Source organism: Microbacterium lacus, assembly GCF_002812805.1.
GTDB classification, from domain to species: domain Bacteria; phylum Actinomycetota; class Actinomycetes; order Actinomycetales; family Microbacteriaceae; genus Microbacterium; species Microbacterium lacus_A.
Window position 1 is genome coordinate 263,775 of sequence record NZ_NMUM01000044.1, and the last position, 26,832, is coordinate 290,606.

General features: G+C 67.3%; 25 protein-coding genes. 17 read left to right on the plus strand and 8 right to left on the minus strand.

From position 1 onward, the window contains the following. Positions 1 to 29: 29 nt before the first annotated feature. Positions 30 to 1,283: an Nramp family divalent metal transporter gene (locus CGU34_RS16085; RefSeq protein ID WP_232711728.1), complete on the minus strand. Its 1,254-nt coding sequence runs from the start codon at positions 1,281 to 1,283 to the stop codon at positions 30 to 32. Positions 1,284 to 1,520: 237 nt separating this feature from the next. On the opposite strand from CGU34_RS16085, the gene CGU34_RS16090 reads away from it, so the two are divergent. After that, complete coding sequence (locus CGU34_RS16090; RefSeq protein ID WP_100814687.1) at positions 1,521 to 2,183, plus strand: TrmH family RNA methyltransferase; 663 nt, start codon at positions 1,521 to 1,523, stop codon at positions 2,181 to 2,183. A 9-nt stretch (positions 2,184 to 2,192) separates the two neighbouring features. On the opposite strand, the gene CGU34_RS16095 is transcribed toward CGU34_RS16090, so the two are convergent. Then, positions 2,193 to 3,545 (minus strand): MATE family efflux transporter, encoded by a 1,353-nt coding sequence (locus tag CGU34_RS16095; protein WP_232711714.1) that lies wholly within the window; start codon positions 3,543 to 3,545, stop codon positions 2,193 to 2,195. Between the two features lie 84 nt (positions 3,546 to 3,629). Here CGU34_RS16095 and CGU34_RS16100 point away from each other — a divergent pair, with 84 nt between their 5' ends. Together CGU34_RS16100 and CGU34_RS16105 are read left to right on the plus strand one after the other, a co-directional pair. Continuing rightward, on the plus strand, positions 3,630 to 5,630 hold the full coding sequence (locus tag CGU34_RS16100; protein ID WP_036298661.1) for a M13 family metallopeptidase: 2,001 nt from the start codon (positions 3,630 to 3,632) through the stop codon (positions 5,628 to 5,630). Between the two features lie 38 nt (positions 5,631 to 5,668). Beyond that, a complete protein-coding gene (locus tag CGU34_RS16105; protein WP_051513508.1) occupies positions 5,669 to 6,586 on the plus strand; it encodes a serine hydrolase in 918 nt (305 codons plus the stop codon). A gap of 3 nt (positions 6,587 to 6,589) precedes the next feature. Here the strand turns inward: CGU34_RS16105 and CGU34_RS16110 are convergent, their stop codons facing one another. From CGU34_RS16110 to CGU34_RS16135, 6 genes are all read right to left on the minus strand, one after another. Further along, positions 6,590 to 7,171, minus strand: a complete 582-nt coding sequence (locus tag CGU34_RS16110; protein ID WP_036298660.1) for a PadR family transcriptional regulator — start codon at positions 7,169 to 7,171, stop codon at positions 6,590 to 6,592. A 105-nt stretch (positions 7,172 to 7,276) separates the two neighbouring features. Next, entirely contained in the window at positions 7,277 to 8,686 is a 1,410-nt protein-coding gene (gene ligM / locus CGU34_RS16115; RefSeq protein ID WP_036298653.1) for a vanillate/3-O-methylgallate O-demethylase, read from the minus strand. Between the two features lie 61 nt (positions 8,687 to 8,747). Then, complete coding sequence (purU, locus tag CGU34_RS16120; RefSeq protein ID WP_051513506.1) at positions 8,748 to 9,596, minus strand: formyltetrahydrofolate deformylase; 849 nt, start codon at positions 9,594 to 9,596, stop codon at positions 8,748 to 8,750. A gap of 31 nt (positions 9,597 to 9,627) precedes the next feature. After that, a complete protein-coding gene (locus CGU34_RS16125; RefSeq protein ID WP_157811362.1) occupies positions 9,628 to 10,434 on the minus strand; it encodes a methylenetetrahydrofolate reductase in 807 nt (268 codons plus the stop codon). A gap of 177 nt (positions 10,435 to 10,611) precedes the next feature. Continuing rightward, the gene (locus CGU34_RS16130) at positions 10,612 to 11,157 is read right to left on the minus strand and encodes a MarR family winged helix-turn-helix transcriptional regulator (protein ID WP_100814689.1); all 546 of its coding nucleotides are present in this window, start codon (positions 11,155 to 11,157) and stop codon (positions 10,612 to 10,614) included. A 107-nt stretch (positions 11,158 to 11,264) separates the two neighbouring features. Then, a complete protein-coding gene (locus CGU34_RS16135) occupies positions 11,265 to 12,770 on the minus strand; it encodes an aldehyde dehydrogenase family protein (RefSeq protein ID WP_232711715.1) in 1,506 nt (501 codons plus the stop codon). Between the two features lie 259 nt (positions 12,771 to 13,029). Between CGU34_RS16135 and CGU34_RS16140 the strand changes: the two genes are divergently transcribed. From CGU34_RS16140 to CGU34_RS16200, 14 genes are all read left to right on the plus strand, one after another. After that, a complete protein-coding gene (locus tag CGU34_RS16140) occupies positions 13,030 to 13,908 on the plus strand; it encodes a transketolase (protein ID WP_100814690.1) in 879 nt (292 codons plus the stop codon). Next, positions 13,908 to 14,873, plus strand: a complete 966-nt coding sequence (locus CGU34_RS16145) for a transketolase family protein (protein ID WP_051513503.1) — start codon at positions 13,908 to 13,910, stop codon at positions 14,871 to 14,873. Before CGU34_RS16140 ends, CGU34_RS16145 begins: the two co-directional genes overlap by 1 nt. A 32-nt stretch (positions 14,874 to 14,905) precedes the next feature. Then, the gene (locus CGU34_RS16150; RefSeq protein ID WP_100814691.1) at positions 14,906 to 15,976 is read left to right on the plus strand and encodes a zinc-dependent alcohol dehydrogenase; all 1,071 of its coding nucleotides are present in this window, start codon (positions 14,906 to 14,908) and stop codon (positions 15,974 to 15,976) included. Then, positions 15,973 to 16,509: an ATP-binding cassette domain-containing protein gene (locus tag CGU34_RS17275; protein ID WP_198517863.1), complete on the plus strand. Its 537-nt coding sequence runs from the start codon at positions 15,973 to 15,975 to the stop codon at positions 16,507 to 16,509. The genes CGU34_RS16150 and CGU34_RS17275 overlap by 4 nt, the downstream gene beginning before the upstream one ends. 138 nt (positions 16,510 to 16,647) lie before the next feature. After that, positions 16,648 to 17,502 carry an ATP-binding cassette domain-containing protein gene (locus CGU34_RS17280; protein WP_198517864.1) on the plus strand — a complete coding sequence of 285 codons (855 nt, stop codon included), beginning with the start codon at positions 16,648 to 16,650 and terminating at the stop codon, positions 17,500 to 17,502. Beyond that, on the plus strand, positions 17,499 to 18,488 hold the full coding sequence (locus tag CGU34_RS16160; protein WP_051513498.1) for an ABC transporter permease: 990 nt from the start codon (positions 17,499 to 17,501) through the stop codon (positions 18,486 to 18,488). The genes CGU34_RS17280 and CGU34_RS16160 overlap by 4 nt, the downstream gene beginning before the upstream one ends. A gap of 85 nt (positions 18,489 to 18,573) precedes the next feature. Continuing rightward, positions 18,574 to 19,566: a sugar ABC transporter substrate-binding protein gene (locus CGU34_RS16165; protein ID WP_157811359.1), complete on the plus strand. Its 993-nt coding sequence runs from the start codon at positions 18,574 to 18,576 to the stop codon at positions 19,564 to 19,566. A 120-nt stretch (positions 19,567 to 19,686) separates the two neighbouring features. Further along, positions 19,687 to 20,469: an SDR family NAD(P)-dependent oxidoreductase gene (locus CGU34_RS16170; RefSeq protein WP_100814692.1), complete on the plus strand. Its 783-nt coding sequence runs from the start codon at positions 19,687 to 19,689 to the stop codon at positions 20,467 to 20,469. 10 nt (positions 20,470 to 20,479) lie between these two features. Further along, positions 20,480 to 21,409, plus strand: a complete 930-nt coding sequence (locus CGU34_RS16175; RefSeq protein ID WP_100814693.1) for a sugar phosphate isomerase/epimerase family protein — start codon at positions 20,480 to 20,482, stop codon at positions 21,407 to 21,409. Positions 21,410 to 21,458: 49 nt separating this feature from the next. Further along, complete coding sequence (locus tag CGU34_RS16180) at positions 21,459 to 22,946, plus strand: benzaldehyde dehydrogenase (RefSeq protein WP_036298635.1); 1,488 nt, start codon at positions 21,459 to 21,461, stop codon at positions 22,944 to 22,946. Positions 22,947 to 23,277: 331 nt separating this feature from the next. Further along, positions 23,278 to 24,258: an ABC transporter substrate-binding protein gene (locus CGU34_RS16185; RefSeq protein WP_036298634.1), complete on the plus strand. Its 981-nt coding sequence runs from the start codon at positions 23,278 to 23,280 to the stop codon at positions 24,256 to 24,258. A gap of 79 nt (positions 24,259 to 24,337) precedes the next feature. Next, on the plus strand, positions 24,338 to 25,195 hold the full coding sequence (locus tag CGU34_RS16190) for an ABC transporter permease (RefSeq protein WP_232711716.1): 858 nt from the start codon (positions 24,338 to 24,340) through the stop codon (positions 25,193 to 25,195). Beyond that, on the plus strand, positions 25,192 to 26,016 hold the full coding sequence (locus CGU34_RS16195) for an ABC transporter permease (RefSeq protein WP_036298632.1): 825 nt from the start codon (positions 25,192 to 25,194) through the stop codon (positions 26,014 to 26,016). The genes CGU34_RS16190 and CGU34_RS16195 overlap by 4 nt, the downstream gene beginning before the upstream one ends. Further along, positions 26,009 to 26,809, plus strand: a complete 801-nt coding sequence (locus tag CGU34_RS16200; protein ID WP_036298628.1) for an ABC transporter ATP-binding protein — start codon at positions 26,009 to 26,011, stop codon at positions 26,807 to 26,809. Before CGU34_RS16195 ends, CGU34_RS16200 begins: the two co-directional genes overlap by 8 nt. Positions 26,810 to 26,832 lie beyond the last annotated feature (23 nt).

The following is a 26,832-nucleotide window of genomic DNA, read 5'->3' on the forward strand; positions in this document are numbered from 1 at the left end:
CAGGGTACCGTCCGAGGATGACGGCGATGTCAGGCGCCGGTGAACACGAGGAACAGCAGCACCGCGTTGAGGGTGACCAGGAACACGCTCGCGATAATGCCCCCGATCGTCGTGATCGGCCGGTTGCGGTACTCGCCGAGGGTGCGCTGCTGGGCGGTCAGCACCACGAGGGGGATGAGGGCGAACGGGATGCCGAACGACAGCACGACCTGGCTGAGTACGAGCGCGAAGGTCGGATCGAACCCGGCGCCGAGGATCAGCAGCGCCGGGATGAGGGTGACGAGGCGGCGGACGAGCAGGGGCACACGCGCGCGCAGCAGGCCGCTCATGATCTCGGCGCCGGCGTACGCACCGACGGATGTCGAGGCGAGGCCCGAGGCGAGCAGGCCCACGGCGAACAGGGTTGCGACGAGCGGTCCGAGTCCGTCGCGGAGCGCCGCATATGCCCCCTCGAGGCTGTCGGTGCCGGGCACGCCCGCGAGATTCGCCGCCGCGAGCAGCAGGATGCAGAGGTTCACGGTGCCCGCGATGATCATGGCGATCGAGACATCCCACCGCGTCGCCCGAAGCAGGCGAGCCGTGCCGACTCCGCGGAGAGCCGCGAGCTCATCGCCCGCGTGACGGGTCGGGGCTGCGGTTGCGGTGTCGCCGGCCGCGCGAGGCGGGGCGAAGCGGTCGCGCGAAAGAGCCGAGTGGGCGTAGATCGCGTGCGGCATGATCGTCGCGCCGAGGATGGACGCGGCGAGCAGCACCGAACCCGCATCCTCGAAGCGCGGCACCAGACCGGCGACGATCCCGGCCGGGTCGGGAGGCCCGACGAAGACGCCCGCGGTGAAGCCGACGGCGATGATGACCATGAGCGCGATGACCGCGTTCTCGAACGGACGAGCACCGCGCTTGGACTGCACGAGCAGCAGGCCGATCGAGACGACACCGGTGATCACGCCGCCCCACAGCAGGGGGATTCCGAAGAGCAGGTTGAGGGCGACGGCGCCGCCGATCACCTCGGCCACATCGGTGGCCATCGCCACGAGTTCGGCCTGCAGCCAGTAGGCGCGCCGTGCCCAGCGGTTGCGTAGGCGTCGACCGAGCACCTCGGGCAGGCTCTCGCCCGTGACGATGCCGAGCTTGGCCGAGAGGTACTGGATCAGCCAGGCCATGACGTTGCCGATCACGACGACCCAGACGAGCAGGTACCCGTACTGGGCGCCCGCCGTCATGTTGCTCGCGACGTTGCCCGGATCGAGGTAGGCCACCCCGGCGACGAGGGCGGGACCGATCAGCCACGCGACCTTCGGGGTGCTGACGGCACTGCTCGCCTCGTGCGTTGCGCCCTGTTGCGCTGGCGAATTTTTCGGCACACCGAAACCTTAGCTATATTTCGGCACGCCGAAAAGAGCTTCGGTCGGTGAGCGAGCCGAACGCGAGTCGAAACGACGGTCTCGTGCGTGGAAGCGTTTCGTCTCGCTTCGCTCGCTCAACGACCGGGGTCGAGACACCGGCCCGGATACGCTGGCCCCGTGACCGACGAACCCGCGCCCGAGATCGAACCCGAGGCGGAGCCGGAGCGCGAGGCGGACACCACTGTCGGCGTCGGCCCCTGGCCGGGCGGACCGGATGCCTGGCCCGACGACCCGCGGTTCGACCCGGTCTTGCTCGCCGACGGGGATCGGCGAAACGTCGTCGATCAGTACCGCTACTGGTCGATGGACGCGATCATCGCGGACCTGGACGAGCGCCGGCATCCGTTCCATGTCGCGATCGAGAACTGGCAGCACGACATGAACATCGGATCGATCGTGCGCACCGCCAACGCGTTCCTCGCCGAGGCCGTGCACATCATCGGCCGCCGGCGCTGGAACCGCCGCGGGGCGATGGTCACCGACCGCTACCAGCACGTCATCCACCACGAGGACGTCGCGACCTTTGTGGCTTGGGCAGCGGAGCGCGCGTTGCCGATCGTCGCGATCGACAACGTCGAGGGATCCGTCGCGCTCGACCGTGCGGACCTGCCCGAGCGGTGCATCCTGATCTTCGGGCAGGAGGGTCCCGGGCTCTCGCCCGAGGCGCTCGCCGCAGCATCCTCCGTCGTCGAGATCACGCAGTACGGCTCGACCCGTTCGCTCAACGCGAGCGCCGCGGCCGCCGTCGTGATGTACGACTGGGCCCGCCGCTACGCCTAACCGGCGCGTCTAGTGCGCGCCCACGCGCTGCCAGGCCGTGCCGCGCACGCGCCAGCCGAGCGTCAGCAGGCGGGCGCACAGGTAGACGCCGAAGAACGATGCCGCGAGCCAGGCGAGCCCGCCCGCGCCCGTGACCCCGGTCGCCGAGACGATGACCAGCGCAGGCAGGAAGACGACGAGGTTCACAACACCGGCGAGGGCGAGATACGCGGCGTCGCCGGCGCCGATCAGCACGCCGTCGAGCACGAACACCACGCCGGCGATCGGCTGCGCGATGGCCAGGACGAGCAGGGCGGGCAGGATGAGCGCTGCCAGGACGGGCGATCCGGTGAATACCAGACCGATGGCACCCGAGAACACCGCGATCACCGCCCCCACGATCACGCCGAACCAGACGCCCCATGCCGCCGTCCGGCCGAGCACACGGCGCACACCGGCCGCGTCGCCCGCGCCCAGGCCCTTGCCCACGAGCGCCTGCGCCGCGATCGCGAGCGCGTCGAGGGCGAAGGCTGCGGCCGAGAAGATCGTGAACACCACCTGGTACCCCGCGAGTTCCTCGGGGCCCATGGCGGTCGCGACGACAACGGTCGAGAGCAGGGCGACCCGCAGGCTCACGGTGCGCAGGAACAGCCACCCGCCCGAGCGCGCCGAACCCCCGATGCCCTCGCGCTGCGGACGGAGGCGCGCGGAGTGCCGGGACGCGAGCCGTCCGATCACGACGATGTAGGCCGCGACCATCGCCCACTGCGCGATCACGGTGCCGATCGCCGAGCCCGCGATGCCCCAGCCGAATCCGTAGATCAGCAAAAAGTTGAGCCCTGCGTTCGCGGCGAATCCGACGCCGGCGATCCAGAGCGGCGTGACGGTGTCCTGCATTCCGCGCAGCAGTCCCGTCGCGGCGAACACGATCAACATGGCGGGCAACCCGCCCATCGAGAGCCCCAGGTAGATGCGCGCCTGCTCGGCCACCTCGGGTGTCGGGCCGAAGACGCCCACGAGCGCAGGTGTGGCGAGCCATCCGCCAAGAGCCAGCACGGCGCCGACGCCCAGCGCCAACCACATGCCGTCGATCCCGACCGACACGGCGCGGGACGGATCGCCCGCGCCGAATCGACGGGCCACGGCCGGGGTCGTGGAGTAGGCGAGGAAGATCATCAGCCCGACGATCGTCTGCAGCACGGCCGAGGCGATGCCCAGGCCCGCGAGGGGGTCGACTCCCAGATGCCCGATCATCGCCGCATCGACGATGAGGAACGCGGGTTCGGCGACCAGCGCCCCCAACGCCGGAACCGCGAGGCGCAGGATGTCGCGGTTCAGCCCGGCGGATGACGGCCGTTCGTCGCTGCGCTCGGGATCAGTCACTCCTTGAGCCTAGGAGGCCTACCCCGGCGCGGCGCGCCCGGTCAAGGGGATCGCGCGGGTGTCGTCGCGGCCTATTCTGGTGGTATGGACGACGCGCTCCGGTCCGGTCTCGCGCTCGATGAACTGAGCTCCGAGATCCGCCCCCAGGACGACCTTTTCCGCCACGTCAACGGCGGGTGGCTCGAAAGAACCGAGATCCCCGAAGACAAAGCGCGCTGGGGGTCCTTCCACGCGCTTGCCGAGCAGGCCGAAGAGCACGTGCGCGAGATCATCGAGCAGTCGCAGCTCGCCGAGCCCGGTACCGAGACCCGCAAGATCGGCGACCTCTTCACGAGCTTCATGGACACCGAGCGGATCGCCGAGCTGGGCGCGAGCCCGATCGCCCCGCAGCTCGAGCGCGTCGCCGCGATCGAGGACATGACCGGCCTGCTCACCGTCATCGGCGATCTCGAGCGCGAGGGCGTCGGGGGACTCCTCGGCCTGTATGTCGAGCCCGACCCGGGCTCGCCGGACCGCTACGTCCCGTTCTTCCTGCAGGGCGGCATCACCCTCCCCGACGAGAGCTACTACCGTCTGCCGAACTTCGCCGAACTGCGCCTCGCGTACCGCGCACACATCGAGCGGATGCTGGAGCTCGCCGGTGTTGCGGATGCCTCCGCCACCGCGGACCGCATCTTCGCGCTCGAGACCGAGCTCTCCACACACCACTGGGACAACGTCAAGAGCCGCGATGCGGTCGCGACCTACAACCTGATGTCGTGGGAAGACTTCGCGACACTCGCCGGTGTCGACCTCGCGCCCTGGCTCTCTGCCGTCGCGCCGGGTCACGAAGAGGCCTTCGCCGAGGTCGTCGTGTCGCAGCCGAGCTTCGTGGAGGGTCTCGGACCGCTCCTCACCGAAGAACGGCTCGAGGACTGGCGCGCCTGGCTCGCCTACAAGGTCATCCACGCCGCCGCCGCGTTCCTCTCCGACGAGTTCGTGGCCGAGAACTTCGCCTTCTTCGGGACGCAGATGACCGGTGTTCCCGTGAACCGCGAGCGCTGGAAGCGTGGGGTGAGCCTGACGCAGGCCGCCCTCGGCGAGGCCATCGGCAAGGTCTACGTCGAACGTCACTTCCCGCCGACGGCGAAAGAGGCGATGGACGAACTCGTCGCCAACCTGATCGAGGCCTACCGGCAGAGCATCACGGATCTCGAATGGATGAGTCCCGAGACCCGCGAGCGTGCGCTGGACAAGCTCGACAAGTTCACTCCGAAGATCGGCTACCCCGATGTGTGGCGCGACTACGACGCCCTCGAGATCGACGCCACCGACCTCGTCGGCAACATCCGTCGCGCTCATGTCGCCGAGCATGACCGCCAGCTCGCCAAGGTCGGGGGCCCGATCGACCGCGACGAATGGCACATGACGCCGCAGACGGTCAACGCGTACTACAACCCGCTGATGAACGAGATCGTGTTCCCCGCGGCGATTCTGCAGTACCCGTTCTTCGACGCCGACCGCGACGCCGCCGCGAACTACGGGGGGATCGGCGCGGTCATCGGTCACGAGATCGGGCACGGCTTCGACGACCAGGGCAGCCGCTTCGACGGCGATGGGCGTTTGCACGACTGGTGGACGGACGCCGACCGCGCTGCTTTCGAAGAGCGCACCTCGAGCCTGATCGCCCAGTACGACGCGCTGTCGCCCCTGGGCCTTCCCGAACACCACGTCAACGGGGCGCTGACGATCGGTGAGAACATCGGAGACCTCGGCGGCCTCGGCATCGCGCTGAGGGCGTACGAACTGTCGCTCGGCCCTTCGACAGGCTCAGGGACCGAATCCGCGCCTCGCGCGGAAGCCGGTGGGCCGGTCATCGAGGGTTACACGGGAACCCAGCGCCTGCTCCTGTCGTGGGCGCAGGTCTGGCAGCAGAAGGGACGGGATGCCGAAACCATCCGTCTGCTGACGATCGACCCGCACTCGCCCAATGAGTTCCGCTGTAACCAGATCGTCCGGAACATCGACGCGTTCTACGACGCTTTCGAGGTGACCGCAGACGACGCACTCTGGCTTGAGCCGGCGGAACGTGTCACGATCTGGTGACCCCCTTCTCATAACCCGCATCGGAAGGACGCCCACTCGTGGGTACGCCCCCTGAGCCGCTCCGGGACGCATCGTCCCGGCCTGGGTCGCGCCGTGGCGGACATCGCACGAACCGCCGCGCCGCCGCCGGGCGCCGCTCCTTCGCTTCATCGCTGAAGGCGCTGGACGCGCTCGCCGCCTCGGGTGCCCGGGTTTCGGTGCACGTGGCAGACCTCGATACCGACAAGATCGTGCTGGCGGGGGATGACTTCCTGACGAGCCCGATCGGTGGCCTCGGCATCCTGCCCCTCCTCATCGAGGTTGCCGCTCGCTTCGACGACGGATCGCTCGATCCCCTTGAGATCGTGGAGCGTGCCCGCATCGAGCAGGTGGAGGGTGCCGGGGTGTGGCGGCACCTGCGCGCTCCCGCGCTGCCGCTCTGCGATCTCGCGGTGCTCGCTGCCGCGACGGGCGATTCGCTCGCGGTGAACCTGCTGCTGGACCGGGTGGGTATGGAGAGCGTGCACGCGCGGATCAATTCGCTCGGGTTGGAACGCGTCGCGCTCCTCGACCGCCTGCGCGATCGACGCGGTCCGGATCACGCGCCGCACTTCGCACTGGGTTCGGCACGTGAGCTGGCCGGACTCTTCGCAGCCATGGTCAACACCAGCCTCGTCAACGCGGCCGTGAGTGCGCAGGTCTCGGAGTGGTTGAGCCTGAACGAAGACCTGAGCCTCGTCGCATCCGCTACCGGTCTTGATCCTTTCGCGCACGAGGACGACCACGGGCTGCTCTTCGTGAACAAGACGGGGCGGGACGCCGGGGTGCGCGCCGAGGCGGGAGTGCTGGCCGGCCCCCGTGCGGGCGTTGCCTATGCGCTCATCGTCTGCTTCGACGACCTCTCGATCGCGCACCGCCTGCGCGCGCACGACGCCTTCCGGACGCTCGGCGTCGACCTCATGGAGTACGTGTACTGACGGTCAGGCTTCGAGCGCGTCGACCAGGTCGAGGCCGCGACGCGCCCACTCGATCTCGCCCTTGGCGCGCTCGACCAGGCCCTCGTAGGCGAACCGCTTGTACGCCACGGTGCGCTCGCGCTCCGCTTCGGGGGTGACCGCGAGCCGTCGCATCAGCATGGGGTTGTCGCGCGCGTCGATGCGGCGGAGCTCCCCCTCCCACTGCTCGAGCTCGCTCTCCCACTGCACGATATGCGCCCGCAAGAAGGCACGGGCGTCGTCGGGCGCTGCGACCTCGAGGTAGGCGGCGCGCAAGTGCGCGGGATCCCGGACCCGCTGGTAGTCGAGGGGAGCAGCCATCCACGCAACGAACGCCGCGTCGCCCGTGGGAGTCACATGGTAGAGCCGGCGGGTGCCGCGCTCGCCGCGAAGCTGATCTTCGCCCTCGACGAGTCCCTCGGACTCCATCTTTCGCAGCTCGGGGTAGATCTGGGAGTCGGGCGCGTGCCAGACATGGCCGACCGAGAGCGAGAACTGCTTCTGCAGGTCGTAGCCGGATTGCGGGCCCACGCGCAGGAGGGCGAGCAGTGCGTAACGCAGGCTCATCTGTCCTCCTCTTGGACGGTCACCCGAGGTTAGCAATCCCGCAGGGTGGGAATGGTGCGAGGGGGCCCGAGCTGTCGCCCGGACCCCCTCGGGTCAATCAGCTACTCAGTCCGAGTAGCCCGTGCGCCAGCCACCCTGGTAGGTGGCGCGGGCGACGGTGGAGTACGGAATCGGGCTGACCACGGCGCGAACCTCGGTTTGCTCGTGCGGCTCGACGGAGGCCTTCTTGGTGCCACCGTTCGGCTCGCCCCAGACGACCTTGAGTTCGGTACCCTCGGGAACCGACGGGTCGATCGTCGCGAGCGAGAGGCCGCGACGCTCGTTCGAGGAGTACCCGGTGAACATCGAGTAACCGACGACCGTGCCATCCGCGTCCACGACCGAGTCGTAGTTCGCCGAGCCGTAGTTGGCCAGCGGCAGGTCGAAGAACTTGTAGTTCGGGCCGTCGACGTTCAGCAGCGACGTCCAGACCTTGCCGAGGTCCTCGGCGTCCCACGCCAGCGTGACCTTCTTGCGCTGGCCGGCCTGGTCCATCTTCTCGAGCGCGTCGCGACCGATGAAGTCGTGGTCGAACTTCACGAACGAACCGTAACCGAGCTCCCACGGCGTGAGGTAGTAGTCCTCGATGTTGTCCGACACGAACGAACCGGCAAGCGTTCCGGTCGCCTCGTAGCTGTCGGCGGGCAGCCACTCGCGGTAGGCCTGCTCTTCGGCGCCGGTGTAGATGGCGGGGAGCGGCGAGGGGATCCAGCCCGACTCGAGCGTGTTCGAGGGGTAGGCGCGCGATCCGACGGGGAGCAGACCGAACTCCTGGCCGGCCTCGACGATCAGGTCGCGGATCTGGTGGTGCTCGGCGTACGGGCCCCAGATCTCGAGTCCGGGTGCTCCGGCCATACCGTGGCGGAGCGTGCGGACGTTCATGTTGCCGATCTTCATCTCGGACATGTTGAAGAAGCCGAGCTTCTCGAGCGGTCCGCCGTTGAGCTTCTCGATGACGGCCCAGGCGTTCGGGCCCTGGATCTGGAAGCGGTAGTACTTGCGGGCCACCGCGTCGCCGTAGGGACGCGAGGGCGAACGACGGTCGACGACGACCTCGAGGTTCTGATATCCGCCGGTCTCGCCGTGGAACATCAACCAGTTCGACGCGGGCGCGCGGCCGACGTACACGTACTCGTCCTCGGCCTCGCGGAAGAGGATGCCGTCACCGATGACGTGACCCGAGGCCGTGGTCGGAACGTACTGCTTGGCCTTGTTGACCGCGAAGTTCGCGACGGAGTTGATCGCGGTGTCCGAGATCAGCTTGATGGCGTCGGATCCCTTGAGGAACACGTTGTCCATGTGGTGCGACTGGTCGTAGAGCACGGCGGTGTCGCGCCAGGCCTTCTGCTCCTTGATCCAGTTCTGGAAGTCGGCCGGAACGACCGGGTAGATGTACGAGCCGATCTGCGAGTTGCGCAGGAGTTCGACGGGGCTTCCCGCCGCGTCGATGACTTCCTGCAGATTCTTCGGTGCCACGTTGGACCTCTCTCTCGGGATTGCGGACGGATGCCCGCGGGGTGGTTAGTAAACGGTTGGATTAGAAAACGATGGTGTGGTTGCCGTGCCGGATGACGCGGTCGTCGGCGTGCCATTCGACGGCGCGCGAGAGCACGGCGCGCTCGACGTAGGCGCCGCGTGCCTGCAGGTCCGCAGCCGTGTGGGCGTGCGTCACGCGGGCGACATCCTGCTCGATGATCGGGCCCTCATCGAGGTCCTTCGTCACGTAGTGGCTCGTCGCGCCGATCAACTTGACCCCGCGTTCCTTGGCCTTCTTGTAGGGCCCCGCGCCGATGAAGGCGGGCAGGAACGAGTGGTGGATGTTGATCACGGGCACGCCGACGTTCGTGATGAAGTCGTCCGACAGGATCTGCATGTACCGCGCCAGCACCACGAAGTCGACGTTGCCGGCGAGCAGCCGCACGATCTCGGCCTCGGCGGCCGACTTGTCCGGTCCCTGCGAGGGGACGTGGAAGAACGGGATGCCGAACGAGCGCACGTCGTCCGCCGTGTTGGTGTGATTGGAGATCACCATGGGGATCGTCACGTTCAGCTCGCCGCGACGGTGGCGCCACAGCAGCTCCAGCAGGCAGTGATCCGAGGTCGAGGCCAGGATCGCCATCCGCTTCGGGACCGACCGGTCGGTGAGGTTCCACTCGAGCCCGAGCGGCGTGATCGTCTCGGTCAGGTCGGCCGAGATGTCATCGAAGGCCGCGGTCAGGTTGGGGCGGTGGAAGACGACGCGCTGGAAGAACGCACCGCCGTTCGCGTCGTCCGAGTACTGATCCAACGAGACGATGTTTCCCTCGTTGCGGGTGATCAGGGCCGATACGGCCGAGACGATCCCCGGCTGATCCGGCCCGTGAAGGACCAGGCAGGCCTGATCCATCCGTGCTGCGATGTGCGTGCTCACAGTGTCCTCAGCTCATTCCGTCGACGTACTGGTGTGCCCAGTCTGCCGTGGCCTTGAGCCCACCGAAGGTGTAGAAGTGCAGTTTCACCTCGCCCGAGGCGGGGTCGGCAGCGAGCAGCGCCGACAGGTCCGTGACGAACTTGTCGGGGCCGGCGGTGCCCATCAGGTTGGTGAGCGAGAAGCCGTACTTCTTCACGATCATCGCGTTCGCACCCACGCCGAAGCGGCGGGCGAAGTTGATCAGGCGCTTGATGCCGGCGGGGCCGGGCGTGCCGATGCGGATCGTGGATTCGATGCCGCGCCCACGAACTCCCTGGACCCAGTCGATCACCGGGTCGGTGTCGAAAGCGAACTGGGTGAGGATCGTCGCGTCGAGGCCCTGTTCCTTGAGGGCGGCCGACTTGTCCTCGAGGTGACGCCAGAGCACGTCCTTCGCGATGTCGGGGTGGCCCTCGGGGTAGCCGGCGATCGAAACTTCCTTGACGCCGTACTTCTGCAGGAGGCCGGTCTGGATGACCGACAGCGAGTCGGGGTACGGGCCCTCGGGCTCGGCCGGGTCGCCGCCGACGGCGAAGACGCTGTCGGTCGCGCCGACTTCCTGCAGGCGGCCAAGGAACTCCTCCAGCTGGTCCTGCGACGACAGGCGGCGGGCCGAGATGTGCGGGACCGGGATGAAGCCCATGTCGCGGACGGCCTTCGAGGCGGTGACCCGCATCTCGAGGTCCTCGTTGCCGAGGAACGTGACGTTGATCTTCGTGCCGGCGGGGATGGAATCCTTCGCCTCGATGAGGCCCGGGACATCCTTGCCGGTCATCTCGAGGGAGTAGTTGCTGACCAATTCCAAAGCTGCGGCCTTATTGACCGGCTGAGTAGAACGTGACACTGATCGAGGTCCTTTCCGCTCTCAGTACGGAACGCGTCTTCGCGCTTCCTGTCTGCGACATTACCTATCTACATAGGGAATGTCCAGAGGGAAATCGGATGCGTCGGCTCAGGCGCGTTCGTTCCGTGCGGCCGATGCGACGCCGGCCTCACTCTCGAGGGTCATGAGCGCGCGGGTTTCTTTCAGCATCGCGAGCAAGAGATCGTTGAGTTGCGTGATCTGTGCGGGCTCGAGGTGGGAGAGGACGATCTCCTGCCCGCGCAGCGAGACGGGCATCATGAGATCGTGCATCTCGGCACCGGCACGCGTCAGGAACATCGGCCGCGACCCGCGGGGACCGTCCGAGAGTTCGATCAGTCGGCGGTCGGTGAGCACACCGACGCTCTTCGAGACGACCGCCTTGTTCATCGAGGTGAATTCTGCGACGTCCGTAGCCGCCATCCCGGGTCGCAGCCCGAGTGACGAGATGACGCGCCAGTCGTTCGTGCCGAGCCCGAAGCGTCGACGAAGCTCGTGGGACTCCCGCCAGACGAGCGCGTTGGAGAGCAACGCAAGCAAGCGCGGGGTGAAGTGATCGGGGTCGATGGAGTTCGGCAATGGATCAGTGATCAGTCCGGACTCTCGCCCAGCACCGGTCTGCGGCACGTCCGTCATCGCTGTCCTTTCGTGTCATCGGTGCGGAGAGCAGCACTACTCGGGAGATACGCGTCGGCGCGGCATCCGATTTCCTGAGAATCCGGATGCCGCGCCGAAACGATCGCTCAGTGCGCCATCTGTGCGAGAGCCTCGGGGTCGATGACCCCGATCGACCGGGTGTCCTGGAACGCCCGAATGCCCTCGATACCCTGTTCGCGCCCGATGCCCGACTGCTTCATGCCGCCGAACGGGGCGCGCAGGTCGAGCCGCGTTGCTCCGTGATCGTTGACGAAGACGTATCCGCAAACCAGCTGGTTGCCGATACGCGTCGCGGTGGCCGGGTCGGCCGTCCAGACGCTGCCGCAGAGTCCGCCCCAGGTGTCGTTGGCGACGTGGACGGCCTCCTCTTCGGTGTCGAACGGGATGATCGGGATGACCGGGCCGAACTGCTCCTGCGTCACGACCCGCAGTTCCGGGTCGGGGTCGACCACGATCGCGGGGCGCAGGAAGTTACCGCCGGCGAGGTCGCCGCCGGGCAGCTCCCCGAATTCGAGCACGGTCGCGCCGGAGTCCTTGGCCTCTTCGATGATCTCCTCGACGAACGCCTTCTGCACCGGGGAGTGGAGCGGACCCATCGTGGTGCCCTCGTCGAGCCCGTAGCCGATGACGGCCTTCTCGAGTCGTGCCGACAGACCGTCCACCACCTCCTGCATCCGGGAGCGGTGCACGTAGATGCGCTTGGCATTCATGCAGATCTGGCCCGTGGAGTCGAAGATCGCCGCGTACAGCCGGTCGAGGTGCACGTCGTCGATGATGGCGTCCTCGGCGAAGATCGCCGCGTCGTTGCCACCGAGCTCGAGCGTCACGCGGGTCAGCGACTTCGCCGCCATCTCCATGATCCGCTTGCCACCGTTGACGGACCCTGTGAAGCAGACCTTCGCGATGTCCGGGTTCTGGATGAGAGCACCCATGTTCTCGTCCTTGCCCGTCACGACGTTCAGCACACCCGCGGGAAGCTTCTCAGCCACCCGCTGCACGACCCGGGTCGTCGCCAGCGGCGCCGAGGGCGGTGGCTTGACGATCACGGTGTTTCCCGCGAGGAGAGCGTGCGGGAGGGAGGCCGCGAGGATCGCGATCGGCCAGTTGAACGGCACGATGATGGTCACGACCCCGAGCGACTGGTACGACACCTCGGTCGTGACCGGGATACCGGGAACGACGGGGAGCGTCTTGCCGGCGTCGACCTCGTCGGCGATCATGAGCGCGAGATTCCAGCGGATCTCGAACACCAGGGCGTCGACCCAGGACTCCATACGGATCTTGCCGTTCTCCTGCGACAGGATTGCGGCATCGGTGTCGCGATCGTCCGCGATCCCGGCGATGGCGTCGGCCATCTGGCGCGCGCGCTCGGCGGTCGACAGGGCCGACCAGGCCGGGTACGCCGCCTTCGCGGCCGCAACGGCATCGGCGACATCGGCGGCGGAAGCTGCGGCAGCCTCGCCCACGACGACTCCGGGCTTCGCCGGGTCGGCGACCGAGATCGTCTCCGCTGTCTGCCGTTCCTGGCCACCGATGAACAGTCCTGTACGGACGGGGGCTTCAGTACTCAACGTGTCGGACAAGCCGACCACCCACCTCTCTGTGTGTTTGTCGAACAAAAGCGTGCTGCCTTCACCTGCGCCATGATGGCACGGGTTTCGGGTGTCGGTCTCAGGTTTCATGAAGTCGTCTTCGACCTTCCTGAAGTTTACCTCCATTCTTGTTTACCTGTAAATGAGTTCGTGCTAACGTCTCCCAGGTCAGCCCCCCTCGGGCCCGGCTGACACGGTCGATGGCGACGCAGATGTGCTGCACGCATCGACATCCATGTCATCAAAGAGGAGGCAGAGGATGGTTCGAGAGAGCCTTGTTCCCGTGGGCGAACGCCGCGATGTGGCGCAGCTGGAGGATCTCGCATTCGAGCTTCGCCAGAAGTTGCTGCACCTGTGCGGCACGTACGAGGGTGCGGTGCACATCGGCGGGGACCTGTCGTCAGCGGACATCTTCACCGCGCTGTTCGAGTACGGGTTGACGGTCGATCCGACCGATCTCACCAACCCGTCCCGCGACCGCTTCGTGCTCAGCAAGGGGCACGCGGCCGTGGCGATGTACATCGCGATGGCGATCCGCGGCTTCTTCTCGTACGACGGAATCGTCGACACGTACGGACAGCTCGACAGCGCCTACGGTATGCACCCCTGCAAGGTTCAGCTTCCGGGAGTGGAGGCGTCGACGGGTTCGCTCGGTCACGGCCTGCCGCTCGCGGTCGGGATGGCGCTCAGCGCCCGCGGCCGTGGCGAGAGCCATCGCGTCGTGACCCTGATGGGTGACGGCGAGACCGGCGAAGGCTCCGTCTGGGAGGCGGCGCTCGCCGCCAGCTCGAACAAGCTCGGCAACCTCGTCGCCTTCATCGACCGCAACCGACAGCTCATGACGAGCTTCGACGAGGAGCGCGTCACGCTCGAGCCCTACCCCGAGAAGTGGGCCGCGTTCGGATGGAACGTCATCCACATCGACGGTCACGACATGGGGGCGCTCGTCGGCGCGATCGACAGTCTTCCCGCAACCGATAGCAAGAAGCCCACCGTTGTCATCTGCGAGACGGTCAAGGGCAAGGGCGTCGACTTCATGGAGCGCAACCTCGCGTGGCACGCGGGATCGCTCGGCGCCGCCGACCTCGAGCGCGCCATGGCCGCGCTCTCCGCCAGCCGCGTTAAGGAGTCCGTCTGATGCCCGTTACGTTCACATTCGGCGAGTTCCTCGGTGCTCGCTCCGTCATCGGCACCACGCTCGCCGAACTCGGCGACGAATACCCGAACCTCTGGGTCCTGACCCCCGACATCGGGGCCACCCTCGTGGAGTTCCGCGACAAGTTCCCCGAGCGCTTCCTCGACGTGGGCCTCGCCGAGCAGGCGTGCGTCGGCATCAGCGCGGGCCTCGCTTACGACGGCAACATCCCCGTGGTCTCGGGCATGCTCCCGTTCCTCTCCATGCGCGCGCTCGAGCAGATCCGCACCGACGTCTGCTACCCGAACCTGCCCGTGAAGATCATCGGCACGCACGGCGGTCTCGTTGGCAACGGCGGCTCGACGCACTACGCCGTCGAGGACCTCACCCTCATGGGTGCGCTCACCAACATGACGGTCACCTCGATCGGTGACCCGCTGATGGTGGGCGAGGTGTTGCGTCAGTCCATGACGATGACGGGACCGCTCTACATCCGCCTCGCCGTCGGCAAGAAGGACAAGGTCCTCTACGAACCCGGCACGCAGGACATCCGCATCGGCAAGGGCATCATCGCCCGCGAAGGCACCGACGCGACGATTTTCACGCACGGCACAACCGTCGCCCAGGCCCTGGACGCCGCGGACGAACTGGCCAAGGACGGCCGCTCCATCCGCGTCGTCGACATGTGGACGCTGAAGCCGATCGATGAAGAGCTCATCATCCGGTCGGCCGCCGAGACCGACGGCCGGTTCATCGTGCTCGAGGACCACCTCGCGTACGGTGGGCTCGCCACCCGCATCGCCGACGTCGTCACCGACAACGGTGTTCACCTGACGGCCTTCGAACGCCTGGGCATCCCCCAGGTCTACGCCGGCTTCGGCGAGGACGAGCAGCTGCGCGATAAGCACGGGTATGGCCTCGAGGCGACGATCGCAGCGATCCGACGCGTCATCGCCGCGAAGCGCTGACGGACATCCTCGAATCCACTCAACGGAGAGTCATGAGAACAGTAGCCGTCACCAAGATCGGCAGCCTTCGGGATCCTGACGCGGATGCCCGCGGCCGCATCGGCGTCGTGGATTTTCCCGAGCAGCCGCTCGGACCCGAGGACGTCCGCATCCGCGTCGCGTACGCCGCCATCTGCGGGTCTGACCCGCACCTCGCCGAGGGATTCTTCGGCACCGATGTTCCGATCGGCCTCGGCCATGAGATCTCGGGCGTCATTGAAGAACTGGGCGAGCGCGCGCATCGCAACGGGCTGCGCGTGGGCGACCGGGTCGCGGGAAACTTCCTGCGGTTCTGCGGCACCTGCCGGCCGTGCCAGGAGGGGCGCCAGCAGTTCTGCGAGAACATCCAGGAGTACAACCGACCCGGCATGGCCGAGAGCGTGACGTGGCACGAGTCGCAGGTGTACCGGCTGCCCGACGATGTGTCGCTGCTGCAGGGGTGCATTCTCGAGCCGACCTCGGTCGCCGTGCGGATCGCGGACAAGACGCGGATCCGCGTCGGTGATCGCGTGGCGATCTGCGGCGGCGGACCGATCGGTCAGCTCACGCTCCAGGTCATGAAGATGTACGGTGCCACGTCGCTCACGATGATCGAGCCGATCGAAGGTCGTCGCGACATGGCCCTCCGCCACGGCGCCGAGCACGTCATCGACCCGGTCGGTGAGAACCAGTTCGAGCGCGCCGACGCCATCACCTCCGGCCGAGGATACGACATCGTGATCGATGCTTCGGGGTCGCCGCGCGCTGTGCAGGGTTTGCTCGACATTGCGGCCAAGGGCGACACGGTGATCTACGGCGCGATGTATCCGGCCGAGTTCGCGATGCCACTCAACCTGTCGGACTACCTGTACCTGAAAGAACTGACGCTCACGGGTATCTTCGTGTCGCCGTACGCGTTCCCACGGGCGCTGCAGGTCCTGCCGCACCTCGATGTCGACGAGCTCACCGCCGCGGTTTTCGACCTCGATGATGCACCCGCCGCGTTCGAGGCGCACATGAGCGGCGCACATCCCAAGGTCGTCATCCGCTGCAACGATCTCGACGCCGCCGGGAGTGCGTCATGACGTCGGTCGGGGACGCGGCGGTCGCGACCGACGTGCTGCCCGCTCTCGAGGCGATCGACATCGCCAAGAGCTTCGACGGCGTGCATGCCCTGAAGGGCGTGAGCTTCTCGGTCCAGCCGGGCGAGATCCACGCGCTCCTCGGTGAGAACGGCGCCGGTAAGTCCACGCTCATCAAGGTGGTCACGGGTCTGTACGCCCCGGACTCCGGTCAGATCAGACGAGAAGGTGAAGATGTCGTCTTCGCCAACGTGCGGGCCGCCCACAAGGCCGGCATCGTCGCGCTCTATCAGGAGCTTTCGATCGTTCCGACGACCTCGGTCGCGGAGAACGTCCTTCTGGGGGAGCAGCTGCCGAGCCGCGCCGGCATCGTCAACGGGCGCGCTCTGCGTCGTCAGGCGCGAGAGCAGCTCGACCGACTGAACCAGAAGATCTCGATGCGTAAGCTCGCCGGTGACCTCTCGCCGGTGCAGCAGACGATGGTCGCCGTGGCTCGTGCGCTCGCGACGGACGCGCGCGTGCTCATCCTCGACTAGCCGACGGCGTCGCTCACCGATACCGAGATCCGCGAGGTATTCACGGTCCTGCGCTCGCTTCGCGACGAGGGCGTCGCGATCGTCTACGTCTCGCACCGCCTCGAAGAGGTCTTCGAGCTGTGCGACCGTCTCACGATCATGCGTAACGGCGAGACGATCACGACGAAGAATGTCGCGGACACCACCATCGGAGAGGTCATCTCGACCATGGTCGGCCGGAACGCCGACTCGCTCTATCCCGAGCGGGGGAAGACCTCGACCGAGGTCACTCTCGTTGTCGAGGGGCTGGACGGCCGGCGCGTCACGGATGTCTCCTTCACCGCGCATAAAGGCGAGGTACTGGGAATCGGAGGGCTGGCAGGCTCCGGACGGAGCGAATTGCTGCGGATCCTCGCGGGCGCGCAGGCCTCGAAGGCGGGCACGATCACCGTGGGTGGACAGGTCATTCCGCGCCGTGCGGGCGTCGGACGAGTCCTCGCCGCCGGCGTCGCGCTCGTGCCGGAGGAACGCCGCAGCCAGGGTGTGCTTTTGGGCTCGTCGATCCAGGACAACATCGCGCTCGCCAACATCTCATCGGTGAGTCGACTCGGCTGGGTGTCGCGGGGGCGAATCGCTGAGATCGCCAAGCGCGGCATGGCAGACCTGCAGATCAAGGCGCGGAGCGCCCGCCAGCCGGTCGGCGAACTGTCCGGCGGGAACCAGCAGAAAGTGGTTCTCGCCAAGATGCTCGCGCGCAAACCGCAGGTTCTGCTCATGGATGAGCCCACCCGCGGTATCGATGTCGGCACCAAGGCCGAGATCTACCGCCTCATCCGCGAACTCGCCGCCACCGGCACGACGGTGATCGCGGTCAGCTCCGAGCTACCAGAACTCATCGGGATGTGCGATCGAATCCTGATCATGCACGAAGGCTCGATCGCGGGCGACGTGCCCGCCGAAGGCGCCGACGACGAACTCCTCCTCTCTTACGCATACGGAAGGTCCACATCATGACAGTTCAGAAGGAGCCGACGCGGACCGGGACGATCATGGCCCAGCAGTCGCGCACGGCCGGCAGGGTCCTCATCCAGAGCGGCACGGTCGTCGCCCTCATCCTGTTGATCATCTTCTTCTTCGCGATGCGGCCCGAGACGTTCCTGTCGTTCGTGAACATCCGAAACATCCTGTACCAGATCTCGATCCTGGCGATCATCGCCGGGGCGCAGACGATCGTCATGGTGCTCGGTGACTTCGACCTGTCGGTCGGCGCGACATCGAGTCTTGCCGGTGCGGTCACCTCGGTGATGCTTCTCGACGAGAACTCCATGCCCGTGGCGATCGGGGCGGGCCTGGCGGTGGGGATCCTCGTCGGGTTGGTCAACGGAGTGCTCATCGCATATCTCAATCTTTCGGCGTTCGTAGCGACGCTTGCCACAATGACCTCGGTGATCGGCCTCGCGTACCTCGTCACCGGGGGAACGACGGTGTTCGGGATGCCGGCAGAGTTCAACGCGCTCGGGCAGGGACGCTTCCTGAACGTGCCCCTTCCCGTCTACTTCGCGGTGGCGATCTCGATCATCATCTGGGCGCTGCTGCGGTTCACGACACTCGGACGCCGCCTGCACGCCATCGGCGGCAACGTCGAGGTCGCGCGGCTCTCGGGTGTCAACGTGCGGTGGGCGCGCCTGCTCGCGTTCACGATGGCCGGCTTCGTGTCGGCGATCGGCGGAATTCTGCTGGCCGCTCGCCTCGGAAGTGCCGCAGCGGAGCAGGGCGGCGACAACACGCTGTTCTCGGTCGCGGCGGTCTTCCTCGGCATGACCGTGATCCGGTCAGGTGCCGCCAACCTCGGCGGCACGATGATCGGCGTCGGCATCATCGGCGTCATGAGCAACGGCCTGAACATCCTCGGCGTGAACGCCTATGTGCAGCAGGTGGTGACCGGACTCATCATCATCCTCGCCGTCGTCCTGTCCGGCCTCAAGACGCGGGAGCGATAGCAACGCTCCCACGGGCCTCGCGACCCGTTTTTCGCGGGGCCATCAATCCCTCACAACCAGCGCAATCACACAAAGGAGTAGATACGTGCGTACACAATTCAAGGTGGTGGCTGCTTTCGCAGCCGCTGCAGTCCTCGCTCTCACCGGCTGCTCGGGCGGAGGCTCCGGCGACAACACCGGCGGCGGTGGCGAGGACGACCCCTTCAAGGTCATCGCGTTCACCTCGGGCAACCAGACGCCGGTCGGCGCCTGGTGGGTCAAGGCCGTCACGGCCAAGGCCGAAGAGCTCGGCTGGGATCTCACGATGATCCAGGGCGACTTCGACTTCCAGAAGATGAACCCGGCTGTCGAGAGCGCCATCGGTCAGGGCGCCGACGTCATCCTCGACGGGTACACCGACGTCTCGTCGATCGGGTCGATCGTGACCGCGGCCCAGGATGCCGGCATCCCCATCTTCTCGATGGACGCCGGAACTGAGCCGACCGACGCCTTCGCCACCAACATCACGACGAACCAGCAGCAGATCGTCGACATCACCGTCGATGCAATCGGCGAGGACATCGGCGGTCTGGAAGGCAAGACGGTGATGGTCATCGGCCACGACCCGCACGCCGGCATCCGCCAGCGCTCGGGCTTCGCGGTCGAGGCGTTCGAAGCCGCGGGTGCCACGGTTGTCGGCGGTGAACCGCAGCAGGTGACGAACCCGGCGACGGGTCGTACCGAGGCGCTCAACTTCGTCACGGACTACCTCTCCGCCAACCCCGACGGCCTGGACGCCGTCTGGGCCGGCTGGGACGACGCGGCGCTCGGTGCTGCTCAGGGCCTGTCCGAGTCGGGATCCGATGCACCCGTCACGGGTGTCGACGCTCTGGCCGAGACGCTCGCGGCAATCGAGGCCGGCGGCAACATGCTCGCCACGATCGATCAGCCCTGGCCCGTCGTGCTCGACATGTTGATGGAGGACGTCCTGGCCTACCAGGAGGATGGCACGATGCCCGCCGAGAACTTCGTCGCCGTCGACGTCACGCTCGTCACGGTCGACAACGCGGCCGACACCACCCCGTCCGACCAGCTCTAACGCTCGACCGCTGTGCCCGCGGGGGCGGGTGCTCCGGCATCCGCCCCCGCACCATTCACTTCCGCCGATCCAACGATGACCGGATCTGCGAATCCATACACTCGAAGAAGAGGAATACCCATGCGTCTCGACGGAAAAGTCGCGCTCATCACCGGTGGCGCCAGCGGCATCGGTCTCGCCACGGTTCGGAAGTTCGTCCGTGAGGGCGCGAATGTCATGATCGCCGACATCAACCAGGCGCAGGCGCAGGCCGCCGCGCAAGAGATCGCGAGTGAGGGTTTCGAGGGCAGTGTCGCCGCCGTCGGAGTCGATGTCTCGGTCTTCGCCGAGGTCGAGGCCGCCGTCGCCCGCGCGGTCGAGGTCTTCGGCAAGCTCGATGTGATCTTCAACAACGCCGGCATCGCGGGCGGCAAGCCTCTTCTCGACCATGACCCCGCCGTCGACTACGCACCCATGATCCGTGTCGACCAGGACGGCGTCTACTACGGCATCCTGGCCGCCGGTCGGCAGTTCCGCGACCAGGGCACGGGTGGCGTGATCATCAGCACCTCGTCGATCTATGGCGAGCAGGCCGCCGAGCTCTCGTTCACCTACAGCGCCGCAAAGGCCGCCGTCATCTCGTTCACGCGCTCGGCCGCGTATGAACTGGCCGAGTTCGGCGTGCGTGCCGTCGCGATCACCCCGGGCCGCGTGGGCACGGCCATCATCAACCAGTTCAGCGACGAGCTGAAGGCGACGTTCGCCGCCGAGCAGCTGCGCAACAAGATGACCGAGCCCGAAGAGATCGCGAACGTCGTGGCATTCCTGGCGTCCGACGAGGCGAATGTCATCAACGGCACCGTCGTGAGCGTGGACGACGGGTACTCGGTCTTCAAGCAGCGGCTCAACCTGCCGACCTTCTGAGGCCCGGACCATGAGCCTCGACGCAGAATCCGCGCCCCCTGACCTCGACGTCGCCTGCCACCTCAACGTGGTGCTCGCGGATGTGGCGTCGGACCTGTTGCCCGCGGCACTCGACGCGCTCGTCGAGGCCGGCTACCGCCGGGTGGTCCTGCCACCCCTCGATCCCGAATCGATCGATGTCGCCGGCCTCGCGCGCGTCTTCGCGGCGCGCGGCATCGCTCCGATCACGATCGCGGGACAGCTGCCCGGAGCGGATGTCTCGTCCGACGACGCCGACGAACGTGCCGCGGGCGCCGCAGCCCTGCGCGCTGCCGTTGAGCTGACCGCCGCGCTCGGCGGCGATCAGATGAACGGTGTCCCATACGGGCTGTTCGGGTCGCCGACGGGCCCCACGCCTGAGTCCGCGCTCTCGCGCTCCGCGGTCGAGGTGGGCCGGGTCGCCGACTACGCGCACGAGCGCGGCATCACGATGACGTTCGAGGTGCTCAATCGCTACGAGACGTCGGCGATCAACACCGCCGCCCAGGCGATGCGGTACGTCGAGGCGAGCGGTTCCGAACACCTCGGCATCCATCTCGACACCTTCCACATGGCGGTCGAAGAGGGGGACCTCGCCGAAGCGATCACGCTGGCGCTTCCGCGGCTCGGCTACCTCGAGCTCGGCCAATCCGGGCGCGGCGGGCTCTCCCGCGGCGCGGTCGATGTACCCGAGCTCGTCCGCCACGCTTTCGATAGCGGATACACAGGCCGCCTGGGTGTTGAAGCGTTCTCACGCGAGGTACTCTCGCCCGGGGCGAGCGACATGCTCGCGATCTGGCGGGCACCGTACCTCGACGGTGTGGGGCTCGCGCAAGACGCCATGCGGGTCATCCGCCGCGGCTTCGCACTCAGTACCGAGGGGCGCCGCGCGGCGCGACTCGCTCGGCTCTCTCACGAATAGATCGACGAAGGCTCGGACGACGCCGGGCGCACCCACGGAGGAGAACGACATGTCCAGCACGATCACCTCGACCGGCACCCTCATCGACGAGACGGTGTTCGGCGGCAAGATCTTCATCGATGGCGAATGGGTGGACGGTGAAGGCGGAACAGCCGCCTCTCTCGAACCCGCCACCGGCGCGACCCTCGCGACGGTCGGTATCGCCGGGCCCGGTGACGTCACCCGCGCCGCCGAAGGCGCTGCGCGGGCGCAGAAGGAATGGGCGGCGACCCCGCACCCCGCACGCGCCGCCGTTCTGCGCCGCGCCGGGCAGCTCTGGGAGCAGTACGCCGAAGAGATCGGCGGGTGGAACACCCGCGAAGTCGGAGCCATCCCCCCGCTCGCTGGGTTCGCGCTGCACGTCACCGCGGCCGAATGCTACGAGGCATCCGCTCTCCCCTCCGCGCCGCTCGGGTCGGTGCTCTCGAGCGAAGAGCCGCGCCTGTCGTTCGCGCAGCAGATGCCCGTCGGTGTCGTGGGCGTCATCTCGCCGTTCAACGTGCCCCTGATCCTCGGCATCCGTGCCGTCGCGCCGGCCCTCGCGCTCGGCAACGCCGTCATCCTCAAGCCCGACCCGCGCACCGTCGTGACCGGCGGGGTCTCGATGGTGCGCATCTTCGAAGAGGCGGGACTGCCGAAGGGACTGCTCCAGCTCGTCCCGGGCGGTGCCGACGTAGGCGAGGCGATGGTCGCCGACCCGCGCGTGCGCGTCATCGCCTTCACGGGATCCACCCGCGCCGGACGGATCGTCGGTGAGCTCGCGGGTCGCCACCTGAAGCGCGCCCACCTCGAGCTCGGCGGCAACTCGGCCTTCATCATTCGGGAGGACGCGGATGTGGCGCAGGCGGTGAACCTCGCCACGTGGGGATCGTTCCTGCACCAGGGCCAGATCTGCATGACGGTCGGCCGGCACATCGTGCACGAATCGCTCTACGAGCAGTACGTCACCGCGCTCGCCGAGAAGGCGGACTCCATGCACGTCGGAGACCCGGCAGCGGGCCCGGTGCACCTCGGGCCCCTCATCGACGAGGTCCAGCGCGATCGTGTGCACACACTCGTGCAGGATGCGGTGGCCCAGGGCGCCGAACTGCGAGCGGGCGGAACGTACGAAGACCTCTTCTACCGTCCGACCGTGCTCGCCAACACGCCGAAGGACGCCGCGGCGTACTGCGACGAGGTCTTCGGGCCCGTGGCATCCGTCGTCTCGTACTCCACCGACGACGAGGCGGTGGCGCTCGCATCCGACACCGAGTACGGCCTGTCGCTCGGCATCGTCACGAAGGACGTGCTCGGGGGACTCGCGATGGCGCAGCGGATCCCGACGGGCATCGTGCACATCAACGACCAGACCGTCAATGACGAGGCGAACGCCCCCTTCGGCGGTACCGGTGCGTCGGGCACGGGCTCACGCCACGGTGGCGCTCAGGCGAGCATCGACGCGTTCACCGAGACGCGCTGGATCACGATGCGCCGGGAGCCCGGGCAGTACCCGCTCTGACCTCACCGCGAGGGTGCCCGTTGTTTGCCGCGAGGGTGCCCGTTCTGACCACGAGGGTGCCCGTTCTGGCGCTCGTGTGGCACCCTCGCGCTGCGGAACGGGCACCCTCGCGCTGCGGAACGGGCACCCTCGCGCTGCGGGGTCGCGGGCTCTTTCCGGAGCTTATTCAACAATTACGTGACGGGCGTCACGAAAACCTTGACATTGGCACTGTGGTGACTCACGATGACTGAGTCACCACAGTGTTGTGTCCCCCGTTCGAGCAGTGATGCCTGGGCGAGTCTTCCGAAGCTGCGGCGGCGACCCTTGACCGACGACGAGAGGCTTATCAGTGAAGAAGAGTCTTGCCGCGATCGCCATCGCAGCCACGGCTGCCATCGCGCTCAGCGGATGCACCGATTCGGGCGCCAGCCCGTCCACCGCGCCGAGCGAATCGGGTGATGGCGAACTTCGCCAGATCCGCGTCGCCGCGCTCCCCATCGCCGAGACGGGCGCCCTCTGGGCGGCCATCGACGCCGGCATCTTCGAAGAGCACGGCCTGGACGTCGAGGTCGTGCCCGCGCAGGGTGGCGCCCAGGCGATCCCCGCCCTGCTGAGCGAAGACATCCAGTTCGCGATCGGGCAGCCGTTCGGCCCCATCCGTGCCGACCTGCAAGACCTCGGCATCGCGATCATCGGCGACTACGCCAACAGCCTCGCCGACGGCGAGGACGTGAACGCGGTCGTCGCCCTCGGCGATTCGGGCATCGCGAGCCCGAAGGACCTCTCCGGCAAGAAGGTGTCGGTGAACTCCCTCGGCGCCGCGGGCGACCTCACCATTCGCGCGGCAGTCGACGCGGACGGCGGAGACTCGTCGACCATCGAGTTCGTCGAGGTCGCGTTCCCCGAGGCCAAGGCGCAACTGGACGCCGGCACGATCGACGCCGCGTGGGTTCCCGACCCGTTCCGGGGCATCGTCCTCGGCGCAGGTGGCGTGTCGGTCGTGTCGCCCTATCAGGCCGTGATCCCGGGTCTGACCGTGCTGACCAACATCACCACGCAGAAGATGCTCGACGAGGACCCCGAGCTCGTGGCGTCTTACTCGGAGGCGATGGCCGAGGCCCTCGCCTACGCGGCCGACAACGAGGACGCCGTGCGCGAAGCCATCGCCACGGGGCTCGACATCCCGGCAGAGGCAGCGGCCGGCATCGTGCTGCCGACGTTCACCTGGGAGCTCGACACGGAGAGCATCGAGACGCTCGGCGATCTCGCCGTCGAGTACGAGTACATCGACGCGCTGCCCGACTTCGAGCGACTGCTGCAGCAGCAGTAACGGTTCGAGGGGGATGCGTCGATTCCGGCGGCATCCCCCTCGCCCCGCATCCCCAGCCCCGCAAGCATCAGGAGCGCACGTGACCGTCATCGACGCGCCGGCAGACGCCGGCTCGGCGCCGCATCCCGAAACGAGTGCGCGTCTTCGGCGCGGACGTAATCTGCGTTCGGCTCGCAAGGTCGCCCTCGGAGCGCTCGGGGTGGTGGGATTTCTCACGACCTGGCAGCTGGCGTCGACGCTCGGCTGGGTCAACCCCGAACAGCTGCCCTCGGCGACCGACACGTTCGGCCAACTCGGGCTCGAGATGTCCGACCTCGAGTTCTGGCGCAACGTCGGCCGCACCATGACGGCGTGGGCCATCGGTCTCGCCATCGCGACCGTCGCCGGTACGGCGCTCGGCGCGATCGTCGGCATGGTGCCGTTCCTCCGACGGGCGACGCACACCGTGGTGGAGTTCCTACGACCGATCCCGTCGGTCGCGCTCATCCCGCTTGCGATCCTGACCTACGGGCTGCAGATCCAGGCGGCGCTGATCATCATCGTCTACGCCGCCTTTTGGCAGATCTTCGTCCAGGTGCTCTACGGGGTCGCGGACATCGACACCGTCGCGCGCGACACGGCGCGCAGCTTCGGCCTGCCGCGGGCCTCGCGCATCCGGAATCTCGTGCTGCCGACCGCTCTGCCCTACCTGATGACCGGACTGCGTCTCGCGGCCGCGGTCGCGCTGATCCTGGCGATCACGGCCGAGATGACGATCGGCAACCCGGGGCTCGGCCGTGAGCTCGCGGTCGCCGCCGGAATCGGCAACTACACGACGGTTTACGCGATCGTCGTCGTGACGGGCGTTCTCGGCCTGATCATCAACCTCGTCTTCCGGGCCATCGAGCGACGCACGCTGTCGTGGCATCAGTCCGTACGAGGGGACGATGTCCTGTGACTCTGTACACCAGCACCGTACGCACCCCGCGACAGAAGTCCCGCGTGTGGGCCAAGCTCGGCGAGAGCACGCTCTACGCGATCGGGCTCCCGATCCTGCTGCTCGTCGTCTGGGGCATCTGGGGCACACTCGCTCCGGCGCAGTTCTTCCCGAGCCCCTTCACGATCTACGAGGCTTTCGTCGACACCTGGGTGGGCCCCGCCTTCTTCACCGACGTCGTACCGAGTGTGGCGCGACTGGCGATTGCGATCGTGCTCGCGGTCGCCATCGGCATCGCCGCAGGCACGATCATCGGCCTCACGCGCTGGCTGCGCGAGCTGCTCGAACCGATGCTCGAGTTCTTCCGCGCCATTCCGCCGCCCGTCCTGATTCCCGTCATCGCGGCGCTGCTGGGTACGAACCCGACGATGCAGGTCGTGGTGATCGTCGCCGGCTCGCTGTGGCCCGTCCTGTTGAACACGATCGAGGGAGTGCGCTCCACCGACGCGGTCATGACCGAGACGGCCCGCTCGTTCGCGCTCACACGTTCGGAGCGCCTGTTCAATCTTGTTCTGCCGGCCGCGAGCCCCCGCATCATGGCGGGCGTGCGTCAGACCCTGTCGGTCGCGCTGATCATGATGGTCATCTCGGAGCTGTTCTACGCATCGGCTGGTCTCGGCTACCAGATCAAGTTCTTCCAGACGAACTACCTGATCGCCGAGATGTGGAGCGGCATCGTGCTGCTCGGCCTGATCGGTGTTCTGCTCTCTGTCATCTTCACCATCGTCGAACGCCGCGTCCTGCGCTGGTACCACGGAATCAAGGAGGTGGAGCGTGCCTGAAACGCTCCTCGAGGTCACGAACCTCAAGAAGGTCTACGAATCGTCCACCGGCAACGTCGAGGCGATCGGCGACATCAGTTTCTCGATGAGGCGCGGTGAGCTCGTCGTCATCGTCGGCCCGTCCGGATGCGGCAAGACCACGCTGCTGAAGTGCATCGCGGGCCTGCTGGGGCCGACGGCGGGAACCGTGACACTCGACGGCAAGAAGGTCACGGGGCCACCGCCCAACATGGCTCTGGTCTTCCAGGAGTACGGGCGGAGCCTGTACCCGTGGCTCACCGTCCGCGGCAACGTCGAGCTGCCCCTCAAGCACAAGAAGCTGTCCAAGACAGAGCGCACTCAGCTCGTCGACGACGCTCTCCAGGCGGTCGGGCTCGCTCACGCGTCGAAGAGCTACCCCTGGCAGCTGTCGGGCGGCATGCAGCAGCGCGTCGCGATCGCGCGTGCTGTGGCGTACCAGCCGGAGGTCCTCATCATGGACGAACCGTTCGCGGCCGTCGATGCCCAGACGCGCGCGGACCTCGAAGACCTCGTACGCCAGCTCCACCTCGAGCGGGGCATGTCGATCCTGTTCGTCACGCACGACATCGACGAGTCTGTCTATCTGGGCGAGCGCGTCGTCGTACTCTCGAAGTCGCCCACCTGGGTTCAGGAGGATCTCGCGATCGACCTGGCGCCCGAGCGGGACCAGATCACGACGCGTGCGCTGCCGCGGTTCACGGAACTGCGCACGCATGTCTACGAGCAGATCCAGCGCGCCAAGCGCGGGGAGGCGATCCGTCCGACCGCGTGAGCGGACGGAACGGTCGCGGGGAG